The 17,183-nt window shown below is 70.3% G+C and carries 16 protein-coding genes; 5 read left to right on the top strand and 11 right to left on the bottom strand.

Annotated features, from left to right (window positions below; translation table 11 throughout):
- Positions 1-120 precede the first annotated feature (120 nt).
- A complete protein-coding gene (locus BI335_RS05145) occupies positions 121-1,065 on the bottom strand; it encodes a LysR family transcriptional regulator (protein ID WP_094429869.1) in 945 nt (314 codons plus the stop codon).
- Positions 1,066-1,171: 106 nt separating this feature from the next.
- Here BI335_RS05145 and BI335_RS05140 point away from each other — a divergent pair, with 106 nt between their 5' ends.
- From BI335_RS05140 to BI335_RS05130, 3 genes are read left to right on the top strand one after another with little or no spacing between them, the layout of a single operon-like run.
- Complete coding sequence (locus BI335_RS05140; RefSeq protein ID WP_094429868.1) at positions 1,172-2,614, top strand: CitMHS family transporter; 1,443 nt, start codon at positions 1,172-1,174, stop codon at positions 2,612-2,614.
- Complete coding sequence (locus BI335_RS05135) at positions 2,602-4,011, top strand: acyclic terpene utilization AtuA family protein (RefSeq protein ID WP_229119454.1); 1,410 nt, start codon at positions 2,602-2,604, stop codon at positions 4,009-4,011. Before BI335_RS05140 ends, BI335_RS05135 begins: the two co-directional genes overlap by 13 nt.
- On the top strand, positions 4,008-4,331 hold the full coding sequence (locus BI335_RS05130) for an AtuA-related protein (RefSeq protein ID WP_094429867.1): 324 nt from the start codon (positions 4,008-4,010) through the stop codon (positions 4,329-4,331). Before BI335_RS05135 ends, BI335_RS05130 begins: the two co-directional genes overlap by 4 nt.
- Here BI335_RS05130 and BI335_RS22455 read toward each other — a convergent pair.
- The 7 genes from BI335_RS22455 to BI335_RS05095 all read right to left on the bottom strand — a co-directional run bounded on the left by BI335_RS22455 (position 4,309) and on the right by BI335_RS05095 (position 11,094).
- A complete protein-coding gene (locus BI335_RS22455) occupies positions 4,309-4,944 on the bottom strand; it encodes a septal ring lytic transglycosylase RlpA family protein (protein ID WP_094429866.1) in 636 nt (211 codons plus the stop codon). The genes BI335_RS05130 and BI335_RS22455 overlap by 23 nt on opposite strands.
- Positions 4,945-5,138: 194 nt before the next feature.
- Positions 5,139-6,140, bottom strand: a complete 1,002-nt coding sequence (locus BI335_RS05120; protein WP_094429865.1) for an alpha/beta hydrolase — start codon at positions 6,138-6,140, stop codon at positions 5,139-5,141.
- Positions 6,137-7,150, bottom strand: a complete 1,014-nt coding sequence (locus tag BI335_RS05115) for a cation diffusion facilitator family transporter (RefSeq protein WP_094355295.1) — start codon at positions 7,148-7,150, stop codon at positions 6,137-6,139. The genes BI335_RS05120 and BI335_RS05115 overlap by 4 nt, the downstream gene beginning before the upstream one ends.
- Complete coding sequence (locus BI335_RS05110; RefSeq protein WP_094355296.1) at positions 7,147-7,683, bottom strand: hypothetical protein; 537 nt, start codon at positions 7,681-7,683, stop codon at positions 7,147-7,149. The genes BI335_RS05115 and BI335_RS05110 overlap by 4 nt, the downstream gene beginning before the upstream one ends.
- A gap of 69 nt (positions 7,684-7,752) precedes the next feature.
- A complete protein-coding gene (locus tag BI335_RS05105) occupies positions 7,753-9,063 on the bottom strand; it encodes a peptidoglycan recognition protein family protein (protein ID WP_094429864.1) in 1,311 nt (436 codons plus the stop codon).
- An 89-nt stretch (positions 9,064-9,152) separates the two neighbouring features.
- On the bottom strand, positions 9,153-10,559 hold the full coding sequence (locus BI335_RS05100; protein ID WP_094429863.1) for an FAD-binding oxidoreductase: 1,407 nt from the start codon (positions 10,557-10,559) through the stop codon (positions 9,153-9,155).
- A gap of 43 nt (positions 10,560-10,602) precedes the next feature.
- Positions 10,603-11,094 (bottom strand): ASCH domain-containing protein, encoded by a 492-nt coding sequence (locus BI335_RS05095; RefSeq protein ID WP_094355328.1) that lies wholly within the window; start codon positions 11,092-11,094, stop codon positions 10,603-10,605.
- 218 nt (positions 11,095-11,312) lie between these two features.
- Here BI335_RS05095 and BI335_RS05090 point away from each other — a divergent pair, with 218 nt between their 5' ends.
- Positions 11,313-12,098, top strand: a complete 786-nt coding sequence (locus BI335_RS05090) for a VOC family protein (RefSeq protein ID WP_094427075.1) — start codon at positions 11,313-11,315, stop codon at positions 12,096-12,098.
- A 12-nt stretch (positions 12,099-12,110) separates the two neighbouring features.
- Here BI335_RS05090 and BI335_RS05085 read toward each other — a convergent pair whose 3' ends face one another.
- On the bottom strand, positions 12,111-13,025 hold the full coding sequence (locus tag BI335_RS05085; protein ID WP_094429862.1) for an amidohydrolase family protein: 915 nt from the start codon (positions 13,023-13,025) through the stop codon (positions 12,111-12,113).
- Between the two features lie 28 nt (positions 13,026-13,053).
- On the opposite strand from BI335_RS05085, the gene BI335_RS05080 reads away from it, so the two are divergent.
- The gene (locus BI335_RS05080; protein ID WP_094429861.1) at positions 13,054-13,854 is read left to right on the top strand and encodes a DUF7134 domain-containing protein; all 801 of its coding nucleotides are present in this window, start codon (positions 13,054-13,056) and stop codon (positions 13,852-13,854) included.
- A 103-nt stretch (positions 13,855-13,957) separates the two neighbouring features.
- Here the strand turns inward: BI335_RS05080 and BI335_RS05075 are convergent, their stop codons facing one another.
- Entirely contained in the window at positions 13,958-15,400 is a 1,443-nt protein-coding gene (locus BI335_RS05075) for an alkaline phosphatase PhoX (protein WP_094355302.1), read from the bottom strand.
- 405 nt (positions 15,401-15,805) lie between these two features.
- Entirely contained in the window at positions 15,806-17,035 is a 1,230-nt protein-coding gene (locus BI335_RS05070) for a septal ring lytic transglycosylase RlpA family protein (protein ID WP_229119459.1), read from the bottom strand.
- Positions 17,036-17,183 lie beyond the last annotated feature (148 nt).

Here is a 17,183-nt window from a genome sequence, read left to right as displayed (position 1 = left end):
CACCCTAGGCGGCGGATCGGGTCGTGCGGTCGGTCGGACGCCAGGCTTGGCCCCTGGTCTGACCCCTGGGTGTACGCCGGGGACCACGGTCTGGTGCGCGGCCGGCACCCTCGGCCGGTCTCAGTCCCCGCGCGGCACCCATTCGACGGCCGGCGGCAGCGGGCTGCCGGTGCCGGCCATCGCGTCCAGCAGGTCGATCAGGGCGGCGGCCGCGGGTGCCGGGACCCGGTCCCGAAGTTGCAGCAGCTGGATCCCCCGGTACGCCTCGGGTGCGGTCAGCGGCCGGTGCCGGAGCCCGGCGAAGGCCATCATCGGCAGCACCAGCCCCGGTACCACCGAGACGCCCATCCCGGCGGCGACCAACCCGGCGACGGCACCGACGTTGCGGGCCTCGGCCTGCTCACCGAGGTCGAGCTGCTGGTCACCCAGGATCCGGTCCACATGCCGCCGGATGCTGCTGGCGGTGGTGAACCGGACGAAGTCCTCTCCGGCCAACTCGGCCCATGCCAGCTCGCCGTCCGCTGCGGCGTACCGATGATCCCCGGGGAAGACGCAGCAGAACCGATCCCTGGCGATCCGGCGGACCCGGAACGACTCCCCCGTCGGCGGGGCCACCGAGAACGCCAGATCGACCTCGGCCCGCCGGATCAGCTCCTCCACGTCCGCGGCGAGCCCGTCCTGGACGATCAGCTCCACGCCGGGGCGTTCGGCGCGGAACCGGGCGATCGCCGGGGGCAGCAGCCCGGCCGCGATCGAGGGCAGGGCGGCCAGCGCCACCCGGCCGGAGCTGCCCGCCAGCAACCCGTCGAGCTGCCGCATCGCCCGCTCGTGGCCACTCACGCACTCCCGCGCGATCGCCAGCACCTGTTCGCCGGTCGCGGTGACCACCACCGAGCGGGTGGTCCGTTCGAACACCGGCCGGCCGAGCCGGCGCTCCACCTCCGCGACCGTGCGGCTCAACGAGGACTGGGCGATCCGGAGCCGCTCGGCGGCGGCGGTGAACCCGCCGGCGTCGGCGACCGCGACCAGGGCGCGCAGCTGCCGCAGATCCAGATCAATGCTCACGGTGCATGAATCTATCGCCGATTGATGTTGGACAGGCAGAGGTCCGACCGCTCAAGGTGGGGGCACCACCGGTGCTGCCCGTGCCGACCCAGCGAAGGAGCTGCGCATGTTGACGCTGATGGGCTTCCTGGCCATTGCGGTGATCCTGGTCCTGCTGCTCACCAACCGGGTCGCGGCCGTGGTCGCGCTGGCCGGGGTACCGGTGGTGGCCGCGCTGATCGCCGGCTTCGGCTTCACCGACATCGGCAAGTACGCCGCCGCCGGGATCAAGAGCGTCGCGCCGACCGCGGCGATGTTCATCTTCGCGATCGTCTTCTTCGGCGTCCTCCGCGATGCCGGGATGTTCGACCCGATCATCAAGCGGCTGGTGGGGGTGGCCGGCAATGCACCGGTGAAGGTGTGCTTCGCCACCACGCTGCTGGCGATCTGCGTCCATCTAGACGGCGCCGGCGCCACCACCTTCCTGATCGCGATCCCGGCGATGCTGCCGGTCTTCGACAAGCTGCGGATGAGCCGGTTGGCGCTGACCACCTGCGTGGGCCTGGGGGCCGGGGTGATGAACCTGCTGCCCTGGGGCGGCCCGACCGCGCGCGCCGCCACGACGGTCAAGGTGCCCGCCAACGAACTCTGGATCCCGCTGATCCCCGCCCAGATCACCGGCATCATCGCCGCGCTGGTGTTCGCGGTGCTGATCGGCCGCCGCGAGCAGCGTCGGATCGCCCGGCTCGATCCGGTGGCCGAGACCGTCGGCGCGGCGGCCGTCGGGGGTGACGCGGGTGACGCGGGTGGCGCGGGTGGTGCCAGCCGGGTGGGTGGCCCACCGGAAGGATCGGTGGACGACAACTCCGGGGGCGGACGCTCCACCGGCGGTTCCGGGGGCGCCGGAGAGGTGCTCAGCGAGGAGGACCGGGCGCTGCGCCGACCGAAGCTGTTCTGGTTCAACGTGATCCTCACCGTGGTGGTGATCGGCGCGATGATCGCCACCGTCTCCACCCCGGAGCTGATCTTCCTCTGCGGCGTGGTGATCGCGCTGCTGGTGAACTTCCCCGGTCTGAAGCAGCAGACGAAACGGATCGAGGCGCACTCGCACGGGGCGATGCTGATGGCCACCACCCTGCTCGCCGCCGGGGTCTTCCTCGGCATCCTGGAGGGGACCAGGATGATCGACGCGATGGCGCAGTCGGTGGCCTCGCTGATCCCGCAGGCCGCCGGGCCGGCGCTGCCGCTGATCGTCGGCATCCTCGGGGTCCCGCTGAGCCTGCTCTTCGGCCCCGATCCCTACTACTTCGGCGTCCTGCCGGTGCTCGCCGGGGTGGGTCAGCAACTCGGTGTCAGCCCGGTCGATCTGGCACAGGCTTCCCTGCTGGGGCAGGAAACCGTCGGCTTCCCGATCAGCCCGCTGACCGGTTCGTTCTATCTGCTGGTGGGGCTGGCCGGGGTCGACATCGGCCGGCACATCAGAAGCCTGATCGGCTGGGCCTGGGCGGCCAGCCTGATCATGCTCGCGGTGGCCATGCTGACCGGGGCGGTGCCGCTGTGGGCGAACTGACTGCCGATCCGGGGTCACGCACGATCCGGCTGGGCGCCGGAGCCGGGTTCGCCGGGGACCGGATCGATCCGGCGGTGCAGATCGCCCGCGACGGTGAGCTGGACTACCTGATCTTCGAGTGCCTGGGCGAACGCACCGTGGCCCTCGGCCAGGCCCGCCGGCTGGCCGATCCCAGCAGCGGCCACGACCCGATGCTGGCCGAGCGGATGCGGGCTGTGCTGCCGCACTGCGTCGGCCGGACCCGGATCATCACCAACTCGGGCGCCGCGAATCCGCGGGCGGCCGGGGAGCTGGTACGCCGGGTGGCCGACGAGCTCGGACTGGGCGAGGTGCGGGTCGCCGTGATCGAGGGAGACGATGTGCTGGCTGCGGTACGCCGGCTCGATCCACCCACCTGGGAGGACGGCCGGCGCCTCGGCGAGATCGACGAACCGGTGATCTCGGCGAACGCCTATCTCGGCTGCGCGCCGATCGTCGAGGCACTGGCCACCGGTGCCGACGTGGTGATCACCGGCCGCTGCTCGGATCCGGCGCTCTATCTGGCGCCGCTGGTGCACGAGTTCGGCTGGGCGACCGAGGACTGGCAGCGGCTCGGCCGCGGCACCCTGGTCGGGCACCTGCTGGAGTGCGCCGGCCAGCTCACCGGTGGCTACTTCGCCGATCCGGTGACCAAGCCCGTACCGGGGCTGGCCCGGCTCGGTTTTCCCTTCGCCGATGTGGATTCCGACGGCAACGCGATCTTCGGGAAACCGGCCGGCAGCGGTGGCCGGCTGGACGCGCAGACCTGTGCCGAGCAGCTGCTCTATGAGGTCGACGACCCGGCGAACTATCTGACCCCCGACGTGGTCGCGGACTTCTCCGCGGTCCGGTTCACCGAGCTCGGCCCGGACCGGGTGCGCGCCGAGGGGGCCAGCGGGAAGCCCCGGCCACCGACGCTCAAGGTCACCGTCGGTTTCCGCAGCGGCTGGCAGGGCGAGGGGCAGTTGAGCTATGCCGGTCCGCGCGCCCTGGAGCGGGCCCGATTGGCCGCCGAGGTCACGATCGAGCGGTTGCAGGAACTGCACGGATTCGCCGCGGAGGAGCTCTTCGTCGAGCTGATCGGTGCCGGTGCCGCGCTCCGGCTGCGACCCGAGATGGCATCGTACCGGGGTGCTGAGGACCCGATCGAGGTCCGGCTCCGGGTCGTCGGCCGCGCCGCGACCGCCGAACGGGCCCGGTTGGTGGGTCAGGAGGTCGAGGGCCTCTACACCAACGGGCCGGCCGGTGGCGGCGGATCCCGGCAGTCCCATCACGAGGTGATCGCGATCCGCTCGGTTTCCCTGCCCAGCAACGAGATCCGGGCCTCGGTGCAGCTCGACCGACCGCACCTCGCCGAGCCTCAGGGGGCGTACCGATGATTCTGGACGAACTGGCGACCGCACGGACCGGGGACAAGGGTGACACCCTGATCCTGGCGGTTTTCCCACGAAACAAGGAAAACTTCGATCAGCTGGTCGCCGAGGTGACCGAGCAGCGAATGGCCGAGCACTTCGGCCACACTGTCACCGGCCCGGTGCAGCGGACCGTGCTGCCGCAGTTGCCCGGGATGGTGTTCCGGCTGCCCGGGGTGCTGGGTGGGGGCGTCACCGGCGCCCCCACCCTCGATGGCCACGGCAAATGCCTGAGCAGCTACGCGTTGCTGCTGCCGCTCGGGATCACCCCGCCGGAGCGACGTTGACCTGCATCAACCCGTCGTTGGGATCACCGATGGCGGCGAATGCGCCCGCGGACAGGTCGATGCAGCGGCCGCTGATGTAGGGGCCGCGGTCGTTGATCCGCACGGTCACCGACTTGCCGTTCTGCGGATTGGTGACGGTGGCGGTCGAGTTCAGCGGCAGGGTCAGGCTGGCGGCGGTGAGGCCCTGCGGATCGAACTGCTCACCGGTGGCGGTGAGCTGACCCTCGTCATACATCGAGGCGGTGCAGGTGGTGCCACCGGTGCTCGCCGTCCCGGTGCTGGTGGTACCGGCGCTGCTGGCCCCGGCGCTGGCCCCGCTGCTCACCCGCGAGACCGTGCGATTGCCGCTGGCATTGGAATCGCTCGACCCGCTGCCCGTCGAACCGGCGTGGCTGCGGCTGTGCTTCGTGTGGTGATGGGAGCTGCGCTGCTGGCTGCCGTCGTCGGAGGATGCGCTCCGGCTGGCGACGGTGCGCTGCTGCGAACCGGAACTCGAACTCGAGCCACCGGTGCGCTCACAGGCGAAGGCCGCGGTCGAGAGAGATGCGACCAGGACCCCGCCCAGGGCGCCGGCGCCGAGCAGGCGGCGGGCGATCTTCGTGGAAGTGGACATGGTTCTCCTTGGTTCACCGCCGTAGCGGGTTGCCGCGGTGACAACGTCCGGGAACGTACGCCTCCCTGAGAGCAACTGCAACGTTTGCTGAGAGATTCACAGAAACTGTGAATGGGAGCGAGTTTGTCAGCAGTTATCGCCCGTGCCCGCGCAGTGGACCGGCCATAGTCGCTGACAAACTCGCAACCGGGGGGTCAGGCCGTGATCCGCAGCGCGCGGCGCAGCGCGTCCATCATCTTGCCGCGGAAGACCTGCATGGATTCGGCCTCGGGGCGGAACACGTCGGCGGCGTGGTACATGCCGGGTTCGATGTCGAGCTGACAGGGCACCCCCGCCTCGCGGAGCCGGGCGGCGTACGCCTCGTCCTCGGGCAGGAACAGGTCGAGGTCGCCGACCCCGATCCAGGCCGGCGGCAGCCCGCTCAGGTCCTCCCGCCGCGCGGGGGCGGCGTACGGGCGGTCCTCCCCCTCGTCGAGCGGATGGCCGAGGTAGGCCTGCCAGGCGACCCGGTTGGAGGTCTGGGTCCAGCCGAACCGGCCCCGGTTGCCGTGGTCACGGATCTGCGTGGTGCGGTCGTCGAGCATTGGATAGACCAGCGCCTGGAAGCAGACCGGATGGCCCGCGTCGTGGGTCCGCTGGACCAGCGCGGCGGCCAGCCCGCCGCCGGCGCTGGCCCCCGCGACGGCGATCCGCTCCGGGTCGACCCCGAGTTCAGCGGCGTTCTCCTGCAGCCAGCGCAGCGCGGCGAAGCAGTCGTCGAGATCGGCCGGGAACGGGTGCCGGGGCGCCAGCCGGTAGTCCACGCTGACCACCGGGAGCCGCAGTTCGCGGGAGAGCCAGGCGCACAGCTCGTGGTCGATCGCGGCGCTGCCCATCACATGGCCACCGCCGTGGATCCACAGCACCGCGGCCCCGGTCTCGGCGGCCTGCGGCCAGGCCCGGTAGATCAGCACGTCGGCGCCGAAGGCCTCCGGGGAGGTGACCCGCCGCCGGGTCACCTCGACCCCCTCGGGATCGGGCACCCGGATCGGGATCCGTTGCAGCGCCTCGGCGACCAGCGGGTGCGGCAGGTCCAACGGCAGATAGAGCTGCGGCGCCCGCAGCTCGCGGGGCACCTCCTCGACCTGGCGGCGCCGGTTCACCAACCAGGCGGCGGCACCGGCGGCGGCCCAGCGGCCGGCTCGGGAGAGTTTCATGACACCTTCCTCGGGTTGGGATCGTTCACCCCGGGATCACCGGGCAGCAGCGCCGGCTCATCGGGGGCGGACAGCGTGAGCCGCGCCCGCTCGATGAAATCCGCCCGCTCCAGGTCGTCCTCGATCGCCTGCATCCGCCGCTGCAGCACCGATTCGGTGTCATCGCGGGACATGTCGACCGCGGCGACCAGATAGACCCGCGAGGGGCCGACGTATTCGAGCCACAGGTAGGTCACCCGGTCGATATCGGGCATCCCCAGCAGCGACTCGAGGGCCTTGTTCTGCAGCACCGGATCGACCGATTCGCCGACCAGGAACTGCCCGTTGCGGACGATCAGGATGAGCGCCACCACGCCGAGCAGGATGCCGACCAGGATGGAGCCGAGCGCATCGAAGACGGCATTTCCGGTGAGCTGGTGCAGGCCGATGCCGGCACCGGCGATGAGCAGGCCGATCAGCGCGGCCAGGTCCTCGAAGAAGACCGCCCGCAGGGTGGTCTCGGAGGTGCGCAGCACATACCGCATCGGCCGCAGCCCGGCGGCCCGCGCGGAGCTCCTGGTCTGGCGTACCGCCTGGCTGAACGAGATCCCTTCCAGCACGAAGGAGATCGCCAGCACGATGTAGGCCCACTTGTAGTCCACCGCCTCCTGCTCGGTCGCGGTGAGTTGGGAGATGCCGTGGGTGATCGACAGGATCGAACCGGCGGTGAACAACCCGAAGGCGGCGATCATCGCCCAGACGTACGCCTCCCGGCCGTAGCCGAGCGGATGGGAGCGATCGCGGGGGCGTACCGAACGTCGCTCGGCGATCAGCAGCAGCACCTCGTTGCCGGTGTCGGCCCAGGAGTGCGCGGCCTCGGCGACCATCGACGCCGAGGCGGTGATCAGTGCGACGACCGTCTTCGCGGTGGCGATCAGCGCATTGGCGGCCAGCGCGATCAACACCGTCAGCAGTCCCTCTGGTTTCTTGCCGGAGGTGGTGGGTGTCGACTCGGCCGGGCGACTCGTCATGGGCCGACCCTATCGGGCGGTCCGGGCCGGGTTTCGGCGATCGTGCGGTATTCGCGCAGCGTCCAGGTGCTGGCCGGCAGCTCCAGTCTGGTGCAGCAGAGCAGCTCCGGGTCGAGCTCCAGGGTGCCCACCGCGCCGGGCGGTTCGCCGGCGAGCAGGGGGCGCGCGGTGCGCAGCACCAGTTGGGCGGGGCCGTGCATCCCCTCGATCATCTGCACCGGGCGGAACCGGTCCCCCGGCCGGCCCCAGACCGGCAACCGGTCCGGCCACAGCATGCCGACCAGCGGATGCACCCAACCCGGCGGATGGTCGTGCTCGACCGGGCGGGCGCCGGCCGCGGACAGCACCTGCCAGCAGTGGATGCCGGTCTCGTCGGCGACGTGCTCCATCGAATGGCTGCGGACCACCCAGCGTCCCGGCGCGACCGACACCTCGGCCAGATCGTCATGGGCGGCGACCAGCCCCGCGGCCCGGCGCCGCCCGGCACGCTCGCTCACCCGCTGCAGCAGCTGATCGAGGGCGTCGGCGTCCATGCACCGATGGTGCCCGGGTTTCGGTGCGGGGGCCAGACCTTCGGCCGATTCCGCCGGTCGGTGAACGGCTCAGTCCAGCAACAGGTCGAGTACGCCGCGGAGGGCGCCGCGGCGGCCGACACCGGTGGAGGCCAGGCCGCCGGTGCTCTCCGGCTGCGCCGGGCGGGCCGGTCGCGGGTCGCTGGCGGCGGCCGGGTTGGCGGGTCGGTCGGTGCTCGGTCCGACATTCGGGTCGCCGGCCGCCTCGTTGCCGTCGGCGGCGATCGGCAGCTCGTTCGGGTTCACCCGATGACCGGGCTCGGGGATCGGCACCTCGACCGGTGGCTGCTGCCGCCGCGGGGTACGGGTCGGCGCCGGGGTCCGGGGTGCGCTGGTCGTGGGCGCGGTGGTCGGTGCCGTGGTGGGCGCGACCGTCGGCTCGAGCGTGGGATCGGCGGTCGGGGTCGCCGTGGGGCTGGCGGTGGGCCGCGGGGTCGCGGTCTGCTCGGGTGTCGCCGTCCGCGTCGGGGTCGCGGTCCTCGTCGGGGTCGCGGTCCGGGTGGGCTTGCCGGTCGGGGTCTTCGTCGCGGTCGGTGTGGGCTTACCGGACGGGGTCCTGGTCGGCGACCCGGTCGCCGTCGGGGACTTCGTCGGCGTCGGCTTGCGGGTGGGTGTCTTCGTCGGTTTCTTCGTCGGGGTCTTCGTCGGCGTCGGGGTGACCACCGGCGTACCCTTCAACCTCTTCGCCACATCCGCACGCAACTGCGTCAGCTTCGAGTGGAACAGCTCACCGGGGCAGCGGGTGGCCGATTCCTTGTCGTCCTTGTGTCCGATGATCCGGTTGGTGGGGATGCCGTAGGCCAAGCAGAGGTAGGCGAGCAGGCTGACCAGCGCATCCCACTGCTTCTTCGGCGGCAACCATTCGGTGTACATGCCCTCGTTCTCGATGCCGATCCCGCGCCGGTTCATCCCCGGGGCATGGATCCCGCGGACGAACTTCTTGCGGGTGCTGAGCGCCGCCAGGGTGCCCTGCCGGGCCTCCATGATGTAGCCGCCGCGGCTGATCGTGAACTGCTGCCCGGAATCGCCCCAGCCCTGGTTCATGTGTTGCCGCTGGATGCTGCGCGCCAGCGCGAAGGCCTGCTGCTGCGAGAAATCCGAGGTGTTGGCGCTCGCGGTGTGGTGCACCACCAGATAGGTCGGCTTGTAGTTCAGCGTCTCGATGGTCTGGTCCGGCTTCACCGCACCCCAGGCCGAGGCGGGATGGATCTTCGGCTTGCTGGGCGCCGCCAGGGCGGGCAGGGTGGCCGCACCCAGGCCGAGGCCGACGACACCGAGTCCGGCGGCGCCGCCGAGGATGGTACGCCGGGAGAGTCCGGTGGGCTGGGCGGTCTCGGTCATCGGGGAGCTCCTCGTCGGGTGAACTCCCCCGACGGTAGGCAGCCACCGGCCCGGCGGTCACGCCGCGAACGGCGGATCTTTCCTTCTTGTCAGGCCCGGAAGACCTTGCCCGGGTTGAGGATGCCGAGCGGGTCGAAGGCGGCCTTCACCCGGCGATGCAGTTCCAGCGACAGCTGCCCGACCTCACGCTCCAGCAGATCGAGCTTGAGCGTGCCGACACCGTGCTCGCCGGTGATGGTGCCGCCGAGGTCGAGGCTGAGCTCCATGATCGCGTCGAAGAGTTCCTGGGCGCGGCGGGTCTGCTCGGCATCGGTCGGGTCGAAACACACGGTGGGATGGAAATTCCCGTCGCCGGCATGTCCGACGACCCCGACCATCAACGAATACTTCTCGGCCAGCGCGCGGGTGCCGTGCACCAGTTCGACCAGTTTGTCGCGCGGTACGCAGACGTCGTCGATCATCGTGGTGCCGAAGCGCTCGAAGGCGGTCAGCACCTGCCGGCGGGCGGCGAGCAGCGCCTCTCCCTCGGCGGGGTCCTCGGCGACCATCGCATCGCCACCGGCCGCGGCGAAGCATTCCTCGAGCTGCGCGATCTGGCGTACCGCATGATCACCGCCGATATCGGACTGGGCCAGCAGCACCGCCTGCACGTCGTCGTCGAAGCCCATGTTGAAGGCCTCGTTGACCGCGTCGATGCTGGCCCGGTCCATGAACTCCAGCAGCGAGGGCTGGACGCCGCAGGCGACGACGGCCGAGACCGCGGCGGCGGCCTCCTCGCAGGAGCCGTAGGTGGCGACGACGGTGAGCGGCTGCTCGGTCTTCGGCCGCAGCATCAAGGTGGCCTCGGTGATCACACCGAGAGTGCCCTCGGAGCCGACGATCAGCTTGGTCAGGTCGTAACCGGCGACGCCCTTGACGGTACGCCGACCGGTGCGCAGCACCTGCCCGTCGGCGAGCACCAGTTCCAGGCCGAGCACATAGTCGGTGGTGACACCGTATTTCACGCAGCACAGGCCGCCGGAGTTGGTGGACAGGTTGCCGCCGATCGAGCAGAACTCCCAACTCGAGGGGTCCGGCGGATAGTAGAGCCCGTGTTCGCCGACGGCCCGGGACAGGTCGGCGTTGAAGATGCCGGGCTGGGTGACCACGAGCCGGTTGGCCGGGTCGATCTCGACGATCTGGTTCATCCGCTCGACGTTCAGCAGGATGCAGCCGTCGCTCGCGGTCGCCGCGCCGGAGAGGCCGCTGCGGGCGCCCTGGGGGACGACCGGGATCCGGTGTCTCGTCGCGGTCCGCATCACGTGCTGCACCTGCTCGCGGTCCCGGGCGCGGACCAGCGCGATCGGGCGGCCCGGCTCGGCGAACATCGCCCGGTCGATGCTGTAGCTGGCCAGCACGTCGGGGTCGGTGCTCAGCACTCCCTCGGGCAGGCCGGTGGCGAGGTCGGCGAGTGCGGCCTCGATGGCGGTGTCCCGGTCGACAGCGGTGTCAGACATGGTGAAAGCCTACGCGCCGGTCCGGCGTCGCCGAGACGGTGGTTCACCGGGTGACGAGCACCTTGAACCGCTCCAGCACCACCGGCATGTCGGCGCTGAAACCCCGGTCGTGGCCGGCGTGCTGGGTGAAGAACTGCTGGTGCACCTCGCGCCAACCCGCCAGCGACCGGTCGCCCTCGCCCTCGGCGTACGCATGATCGGAATCCACCTGGTCGAACGGGACCACACTGACCTCGGTGGTCCGGATCAGGGCGCGGGGATGGCCGGCGCCGTCGAGGATGATCGAGAGGTCACCGGGGGTCGGCAGCGCCTCCCCCTCGACCTTGTAGTCCCATTCGGCGCTCGCGGTGGCGGTCTTGGTGCCGTCGAGGACCAGTTGCAGCAGCCGGTCGGCCTGGTCCGGATCGGCGCCGAAGGACCAGGCGGGCGGCGGCATCGACTCCGAGGTGGTGGGGCCGGTGAGGGCGTGGGCCGGGTTCAGCCCGGCACGTACCCGCGCATCGGCCCAGAAGGCCTCGATCTCCTGCTGGTCCATACCGGTGAGCGTACCCGCGTCGCGCGGCCCCGTCGCCGCCCGGAGCCGCGATCCATCGAACCCTGGGTGCATCCGTCGCGTGCTGCAGCACTCCATGGATGGCGCGAGGGTTCGATGGATCGCGGATGCCGCAAGATCGGACAAGCGCGGGCGGTGCGGGGAGGTCTAGCGTGAGGCCCACCGGTCGGGTGACCGGTCGCTTGACTCGAGGAGAGAGCATGGCCAGCAATACCCGCACCGGTGCCCCGATCTGGATCGACCTGTCCACCCCGGACACCGAGGGCGCGAAGAAGTTCTACAGCGAACTGTTCGGCTGGGAGTTCACCGACACCGGTGAAGACTTCGGTCACTATCAGATGATCACCAAGGACGGGTTGCCCGTCGGCGGGGCGATGAGTTCGGAGATGGGCGACGGGTCCGCGCCGACGGCCTGGGGTGTCTATCTGCGCAGCGAGGACAATGCCGCCACCGTGCAGGCGGTGAAGGACAACGGCGGGCAGGTGCTGTTCGACGCGATGCCGGTCGGTGAGCTGGGGTCGATGGCCATCTACACCGACCCGAGCGGTGCCGCGATCGGCTCCTGGGAGGTCAAGGAGTTCGCCGGCTTCGAGACCCCGCAGACGCAGGGTACGCCGGTCTGGTTCGAGCTGATGAGCACCGACTACGATGCCGTTGCGCCCTTCTACGAAAGGGTTTTCGGCTGGACGCTCAGCCCGATGGATCCCGACGACACCAGCTTCCGTTATTCGACCTTCGGCGAGGGCCCGGAGGCGGCCGCCGGCCTGTGCGATGCGAAGAACTTCATCGGTGATTCGCCGTCGTTCTGGCGGATCTATCTGGCCGTCGACGACACCGACGCGGCGGTGGCGAAGATCACCGAGCTGGGCGGCAAGCTGCTCGACGGTCCGGAGGATTCGCCGTTCGGACGGTTCGCCACCGTGGCCGACCCGCAGGGGGCGATGTTCCAGATCAACGCCACCGCGAAGGGCGACGCACCGGCCTGATGGCGTCCGGGATCAGGGCGCGCCGATGAGGCGTACGCCGTTGTCCCAGCAGACCTGACGCAGCCACCCGCTGCCCAGCTCGAGGCGTTCCAGCGCCTCGAGCTGGTGCAGATAGGGGTAGGGGATGTTCGGGAAGTCGGTGCCCAGCACCACCCGGTCCCCGTGGTCGGCGAGCCTGGGCAGCAGCTCGGTCGGGAAGGGCATCAGCCGTTCGGTGAAGTCGGTGAACACCATCGTGGTGTCCAGCCAGACATTCTCGTGTTTTTCCACCAGGGCGAGGAAATCGGCGTACTCGGGCATTCCGGCGTGCGCGATCACCAGCGGAAGCCGGGGGTGCCGGCGGAGCAGCTCGGCGATCGGCTCCGGGCCGGTGTGCCGGCCGCGATTCGGGCCGTTGCCGCAGTGGATGACCGTCGGCGTACTCGAGTCGGCGAGTTGCCCCCATACCTTCTCCAGCAACCGATCCAGCGGATCGTAACCGCCGACCTGGACGTGGGCCTTGAAGATCACCGCACCGTCGGCCAGCGCCTTGGCCACGTAGCCGGCGGCGGACTCCTCGGGATAGAAGGTGGCACTGTGCGCGCAGTCGGGGGTACGCCGGGCGAAGTCGGTGGCCCAGTCGTTCAACCACTCGGCCATCCCCGGTCGGTGCGGATAGAGCAGAGAGGTGAAGCGGCGGACACCCAAGGAGCGCAGGATTTCCAGCCGTTGGCCCTCGTCGTGGCGGTAGCTGATCGGCCAGCGCAGCGGGCCGTGTTCGGGGTGCTCGGTGAGCTGGTCGAAGAAGGCCCACACCTTGGTCAGCACCCGTTCGGGCATGAAATGGGTGTGCACGTCGACCACCCCGGGCAGGCCGTGGCGGGTGCAGAACTCCTGGACCCGGGCTGCCTCGTCGGCCGGTGGTCGTTGCGTCGAGAGGGGTGTCATATGGGGGTGAGCCTATTACCGTGGGGACATGTTCCGCGGCAGGACCTCAGTGACCCAGGGCGCGCACGAAGACCTCGTGCTGTTCGGCCTGGTGGTGCTGATGACGCTGGTGCTGCCCGGGCTGGTCGCGGTGTCGCTGGGGTTCTGGGCGTACGCCACCCCCGCGCAGGCGGTGGTCGGGGTGGCGATGGTGGTCCCGCTGTTACTGCGTACCCGACACCCGATGGTGATGCTGGCGCTGGTCACCGCGGCCGGGATCGCGCACCTGTTCGTCACCGACCGGCCGCTGCCCTCGCTGGTGGTGGTCCCGATCGTCGCCTACTCGGTCGCGCGGCTGGTCCGGTCCCGCTGGTCCCGGGTGGCGGTAGCGATCGGTGCGCTGGCCTCGATCGCCGGCCCGATCACCTGGTACGAGCCGGATCGCGGCTGGAACCCGGAGATCGCCACGCTCACGGTGCTGGGCTGCGGGCTGATGGTGCTGACGCCCTACATCATCGGCCGCCGGCGGCTGGAGACCGCGATCGAGGACAAGAACCGGGCCCGCGCCGCACAGGAGGCCGCCGAGACGATCCTGGCGGAACGGGAGCGGAACCGGCAGTTGCAGGAAACTCTTGTCCGCCAGCAGATCGCCAGCGAATTGCACGACATCGTGACCCATTCGGTGTCGCAGATGGTCGTGCAGGCCGAGGGTGGTCGCGCCGCCTCCCGGAAGCGTCCCGAGCTGGCCGCCCAGGCACTCGATGAGATCTCCGAGACCGGGCGCGAGGCGCTCACCGAGATCCGCCGGGTGGTCACCCTGCTGCGGGATGAGCGTACGCCGCACCAGTGACTTCGTCTGGTGACTGCGTTCCTCGCTCAGTCGACGGCGGGCGCCGCCCGGTCCGGAATCCCCACGGGGACAGGGATTCCGATCCGGACGGCGCGTTCGGGGGTCACCTGTTCTTCTTGCCGCCGTTGGAGTTCGGTGCACCGTTCGACGGACGGCCCCACGGGCCGGTGATGGCCAGCGTGTAACCGGGGCCGCTCTGGATGTTGCAGAACAGCGTGGTGCCGGCCTTGTTGAACACCGGGCCGCAGAACTCGGAATCGTTGACCTGGTTGAGCGCCAGCGGATAGGCCTTGCCCTGCTCGGTGATGCCGACCAGATGCTGCTTGCCGTCGCCGTCCTCGGCCAGGATCAGGCCACCGTAGGGGGAGACGGTGATGTTGTCCGGGCCGTCGAAGTTGGTGCCCTCCTCGTCCGGGTTCGGATTCACCCCGAAGATGGTGGTCAGGGTGATCCGCTGCTTGCTCGGGTCGTAGTGCCAGACCTGGCCGTCGTGCTCGGCGACCGAACCGTCGGAGGTGCGGGCGAAGCTGGCGACGAAGTAGGCACCGCCGTCACCCCACCACTGGCCCTCGAGCTTGCGGGAGCGGGTGATCTGGTCCTCGGTGAACTGCTTGCGGACGCTGAGGGTGCGGGCGTCGCGGTCGGGGACCTTGACCCATTCGACGCGGTACCTGGTGTTCACCTCGGTGGCCTGGGCCAGGTCGCGGACGTGGTTGCCGGCCTCGTCGAAGCACTTCATCGCCTCCAGCGCACCGACCTCGACGGCGCCGTCCTTGGCGAGCTTGTGCAGCGAGTGCAGACCACCGGTGAAACCGGCCGGCGGGGTCCAGCGGTAGTAGAGACCGTTGGGGTTGCCGGCGTCCTCGGTGAGGTAGATGTGGAACGTCTCGGGATCCACCGCGACCGCCTCGTGGGCGTACCGGCCGAGGAACTTCAGCGGGATCGGCGCCATGCCCACGTTGGCCTGCTGGCTGGCCGGGTCGACCTCGAAGACGTAGCCGTGATCCTTGGTCAGCGCACCACCGGCGCGGGCCTCGGTCTCCTCACAGGTCAGCCAGGTGTTCCACGGGGACACCCCGCCGGCACAGTTGTTGATGGTGCCGGCCAGCGAGGTGTAGTGCTCCCGCACGTTGTTCTGGGCGTCGATCAGGAAGGTGCTGGTGCCGCCGCGGGCGCCGGTGTCATAGACGACGCCGCTGTCCTGATGCGGAACGGCGTACTTCTCGGAGCCGCCGATCTCGTGGTTGGAGATCAGCGTGCTGGCGCCGTTGCCGGCGTCGAAGACACCCATCGCGTCCGGATCGGAGGGCTGCACCATGCCGCCGCTGGCCTTGCCGGACTCGGCGATCACCGTGTAGCTGAACCCCTTGGGCAGCGCGAGAATGGCGCCCGGGGTGTACTGCAGGGGCCCGTAACCGAGCGCGGGCTTGGTGGCGGCAGCGGCCTCACGGACGAACGGCGCCAGGCTGCCGGCGCCGCTGATGGCGAAGCCGAGCACGGCGGCGGAGCCGCCGAGGAAGCCACGGCGAGTGACGGAGTCGGTCATGGGGAGTCCCTTCATCGAGTGCAGACCCACCCATCCAACTCACCGCCCGGTACGCCCACCCGGCCAGCAGGTGACCGATCGGTGAACGTCCGCTGAGGTTCCTCTCATGCCGGAACCCCGGACGCGATCCATCGACTCGTCAGTGCATACCCCTTTCCCTCTAGCAATCCACTGATGCACCGAGGATTCGATGGATGGGACGCGGCCGGCCGAGGGGCGGGGTGATGGCGCGCCGCGCGCGAGCCGACATCACGGGAGGCGAGCGTCCAGCGGCGCGCCCCCGCGATGCAGGCCCACCAAGGAGAAATCCCCGCGTGGCTCACGCCACCATCCGCCGACCCACCGCGCGGATTTCGACGACTGGGCCGAAGAGCGGGGTGATGGCGCGCCGCGCGCGAGCCGACATCAAAGGGGCGTGACGTCGACGTTGATCAGGCCCTGCCGCGGGTCGCCGATGGCGGAGAAGGAGGCGGTGGACAGGTCGATGCAGCGGCCGGCGACGTAGGGGCCGCGGTCGTTGATCCGGACGTCGACGCTGCGCCCGTTGGCCAGGTTGGTCACCCGGACCCAGGTGTTGAACGGCAGCGTCTTGTGGGCCGCGGTCATCGCGTTCGGGTTGAAGTATTCACCGGAGGCGGTCAGCTGACCCTCGCTGTAGAGCGAGGCCACGCACTTCTCGCCGTTCAGCACCGGGGCGCCGTTGTCGACCGAACCGGTGGCCGGGTTGTAGACCAGCTTGTCGCCCTGGAAGTTCTGGGTGATCGTGCCACCGGTGCCGAACTCCGAGGAGGTCGGGTAACCGAGCCGGCCGGCCTCCCAGCCCTGAGCGGCGTACCCGGCGAGGATCGCGCCACGCACCGGATGCGAACCCGACGGCGGCGACCAGTAGATCATTCCGCCCTGCAGTCGCTGGGCGCAGCCGCCGTCGCGCAGTCCGCAGAACTCACCTTCGGTCGGGTAGCCGAGCGGGCCGGTCTCGAAACCGGCGCCGGCGTACGCCTGGCTGATGGCTCCCCACATCGGGGCCGGGCCGGAGGCGGGCCACCAATACATCAACCCGCCCTGGTAACGCTGCGCACAACCACCGTCGCGCAACCCGCAGAACTCACCCTCGATCGGGTAACCGAGCTTGCCGGTCTCGAAACCGACCCGGGCGTATCCCTGGCCGATCGAACCCCAGACCGGGCGGGGGCCGGAAGCCGGCGACCAATACATCAGTCCGCCCTGGTAACGCTGCGCGCAACCACCGTCGCGCAGCCCGCAGAACTCACCCTCGATCGGGTAACCGAGCTTGCTGTTCTCCCAGGCCACTCCGGCATAACCCTCGCGGATCGAGCCCCAGACCGGGTTGGCACCGGAGGCGCCGGACCAGTAGAAGAGGCCGCCCTGGTAGGTCTGCACGCAACCGCCGTCGCGCAGGTCGCAGCGCTCGTCGGAGATCGGGTAGCCGAGCCGGCCGCGCTCCCAGGCGTAGTTGCCCCAGGCCTGGGCGATCGATCCGCGCACACTCCAGGGACCGCTGGCCGGGGACCAGTAGATGGTGCCGCCGGTGAAGCGGTGGAAGCAGCCGCCGTCGCGCAGCCCGCAGACCTCGGGGGCGACCGGGGCGCCGAGCCAGCTGTTGTAGCCGCCCATCGCGGTCCACTTCTGCCCGATGATGCTGCCCTCCTTGGGCAGGTTCGGGTCGGTGGTCGGCGCCGCGGCGGCCCGCTGGGCGACCGGTGCCGGCGTCGGGGAGGCGGTCGGCCCGGGGGTCGGCGTGGCGGCCGGGGTCGGGCTGGGT

It is taken from the genome of Enemella evansiae, assembly GCF_002250705.1.
Taxonomy (GTDB): domain Bacteria; phylum Actinomycetota; class Actinomycetes; order Propionibacteriales; family Propionibacteriaceae; genus Enemella; species Enemella evansiae.
The sequence above is the reverse complement of the archived record's forward strand: the minus strand, read 5'-3'. Positions and strand labels throughout refer to the sequence as shown.

What these genes read in the sequence shown, in the direction of transcription:
- BI335_RS05080 (WP_094429861.1), top strand. Translation starts at nt 13,054, where the DNA reads ATGTTCCGCGGCAGGACCTCAGTGACCCAGGGCGCGCACGAAGACCTC.
- BI335_RS05095 (WP_094355328.1), bottom strand. Translation starts at nt 11,094, where the DNA reads ATGGACCAGCAGGAGATCGAGGCCTTCTGGGCCGATGCGCGGGTACGT.
- BI335_RS05090 (WP_094427075.1), top strand. Translation starts at nt 11,313, where the DNA reads ATGGCCAGCAATACCCGCACCGGTGCCCCGATCTGGATCGACCTGTCC.
- BI335_RS05100 (WP_094429863.1), bottom strand. Translation starts at nt 10,559, where the DNA reads ATGTCTGACACCGCTGTCGACCGGGACACCGCCATCGAGGCCGCACTC.
- BI335_RS05120 (WP_094429865.1), bottom strand. Translation starts at nt 6,140, where the DNA reads ATGAAACTCTCCCGAGCCGGCCGCTGGGCCGCCGCCGGTGCCGCCGCC.
- BI335_RS05130 (WP_094429867.1), top strand. Translation starts at nt 4,008, where the DNA reads ATGATTCTGGACGAACTGGCGACCGCACGGACCGGGGACAAGGGTGAC.
- BI335_RS22455 (WP_094429866.1), bottom strand. Translation starts at nt 4,944, where the DNA reads ATGTCCACTTCCACGAAGATCGCCCGCCGCCTGCTCGGCGCCGGCGCC.
- BI335_RS05140 (WP_094429868.1), top strand. Translation starts at nt 1,172, where the DNA reads ATGTTGACGCTGATGGGCTTCCTGGCCATTGCGGTGATCCTGGTCCTG.
- BI335_RS05075 (WP_094355302.1), bottom strand. Translation starts at nt 15,400, where the DNA reads ATGACCGACTCCGTCACTCGCCGTGGCTTCCTCGGCGGCTCCGCCGCC.
- BI335_RS05105 (WP_094429864.1), bottom strand. Translation starts at nt 9,063, where the DNA reads ATGACCGAGACCGCCCAGCCCACCGGACTCTCCCGGCGTACCATCCTC.
- BI335_RS05115 (WP_094355295.1), bottom strand. Translation starts at nt 7,150, where the DNA reads ATGACGAGTCGCCCGGCCGAGTCGACACCCACCACCTCCGGCAAGAAA.
- BI335_RS05070 (WP_229119459.1), bottom strand. Translation starts at nt 17,035, where the DNA reads ATGGGCGGCTACAACAGCTGGCTCGGCGCCCCGGTCGCCCCCGAGGTC.
- BI335_RS05110 (WP_094355296.1), bottom strand. Translation starts at nt 7,683, where the DNA reads ATGGACGCCGACGCCCTCGATCAGCTGCTGCAGCGGGTGAGCGAGCGT.
- BI335_RS05085 (WP_094429862.1), bottom strand. Translation starts at nt 13,025, where the DNA reads ATGACACCCCTCTCGACGCAACGACCACCGGCCGACGAGGCAGCCCGG.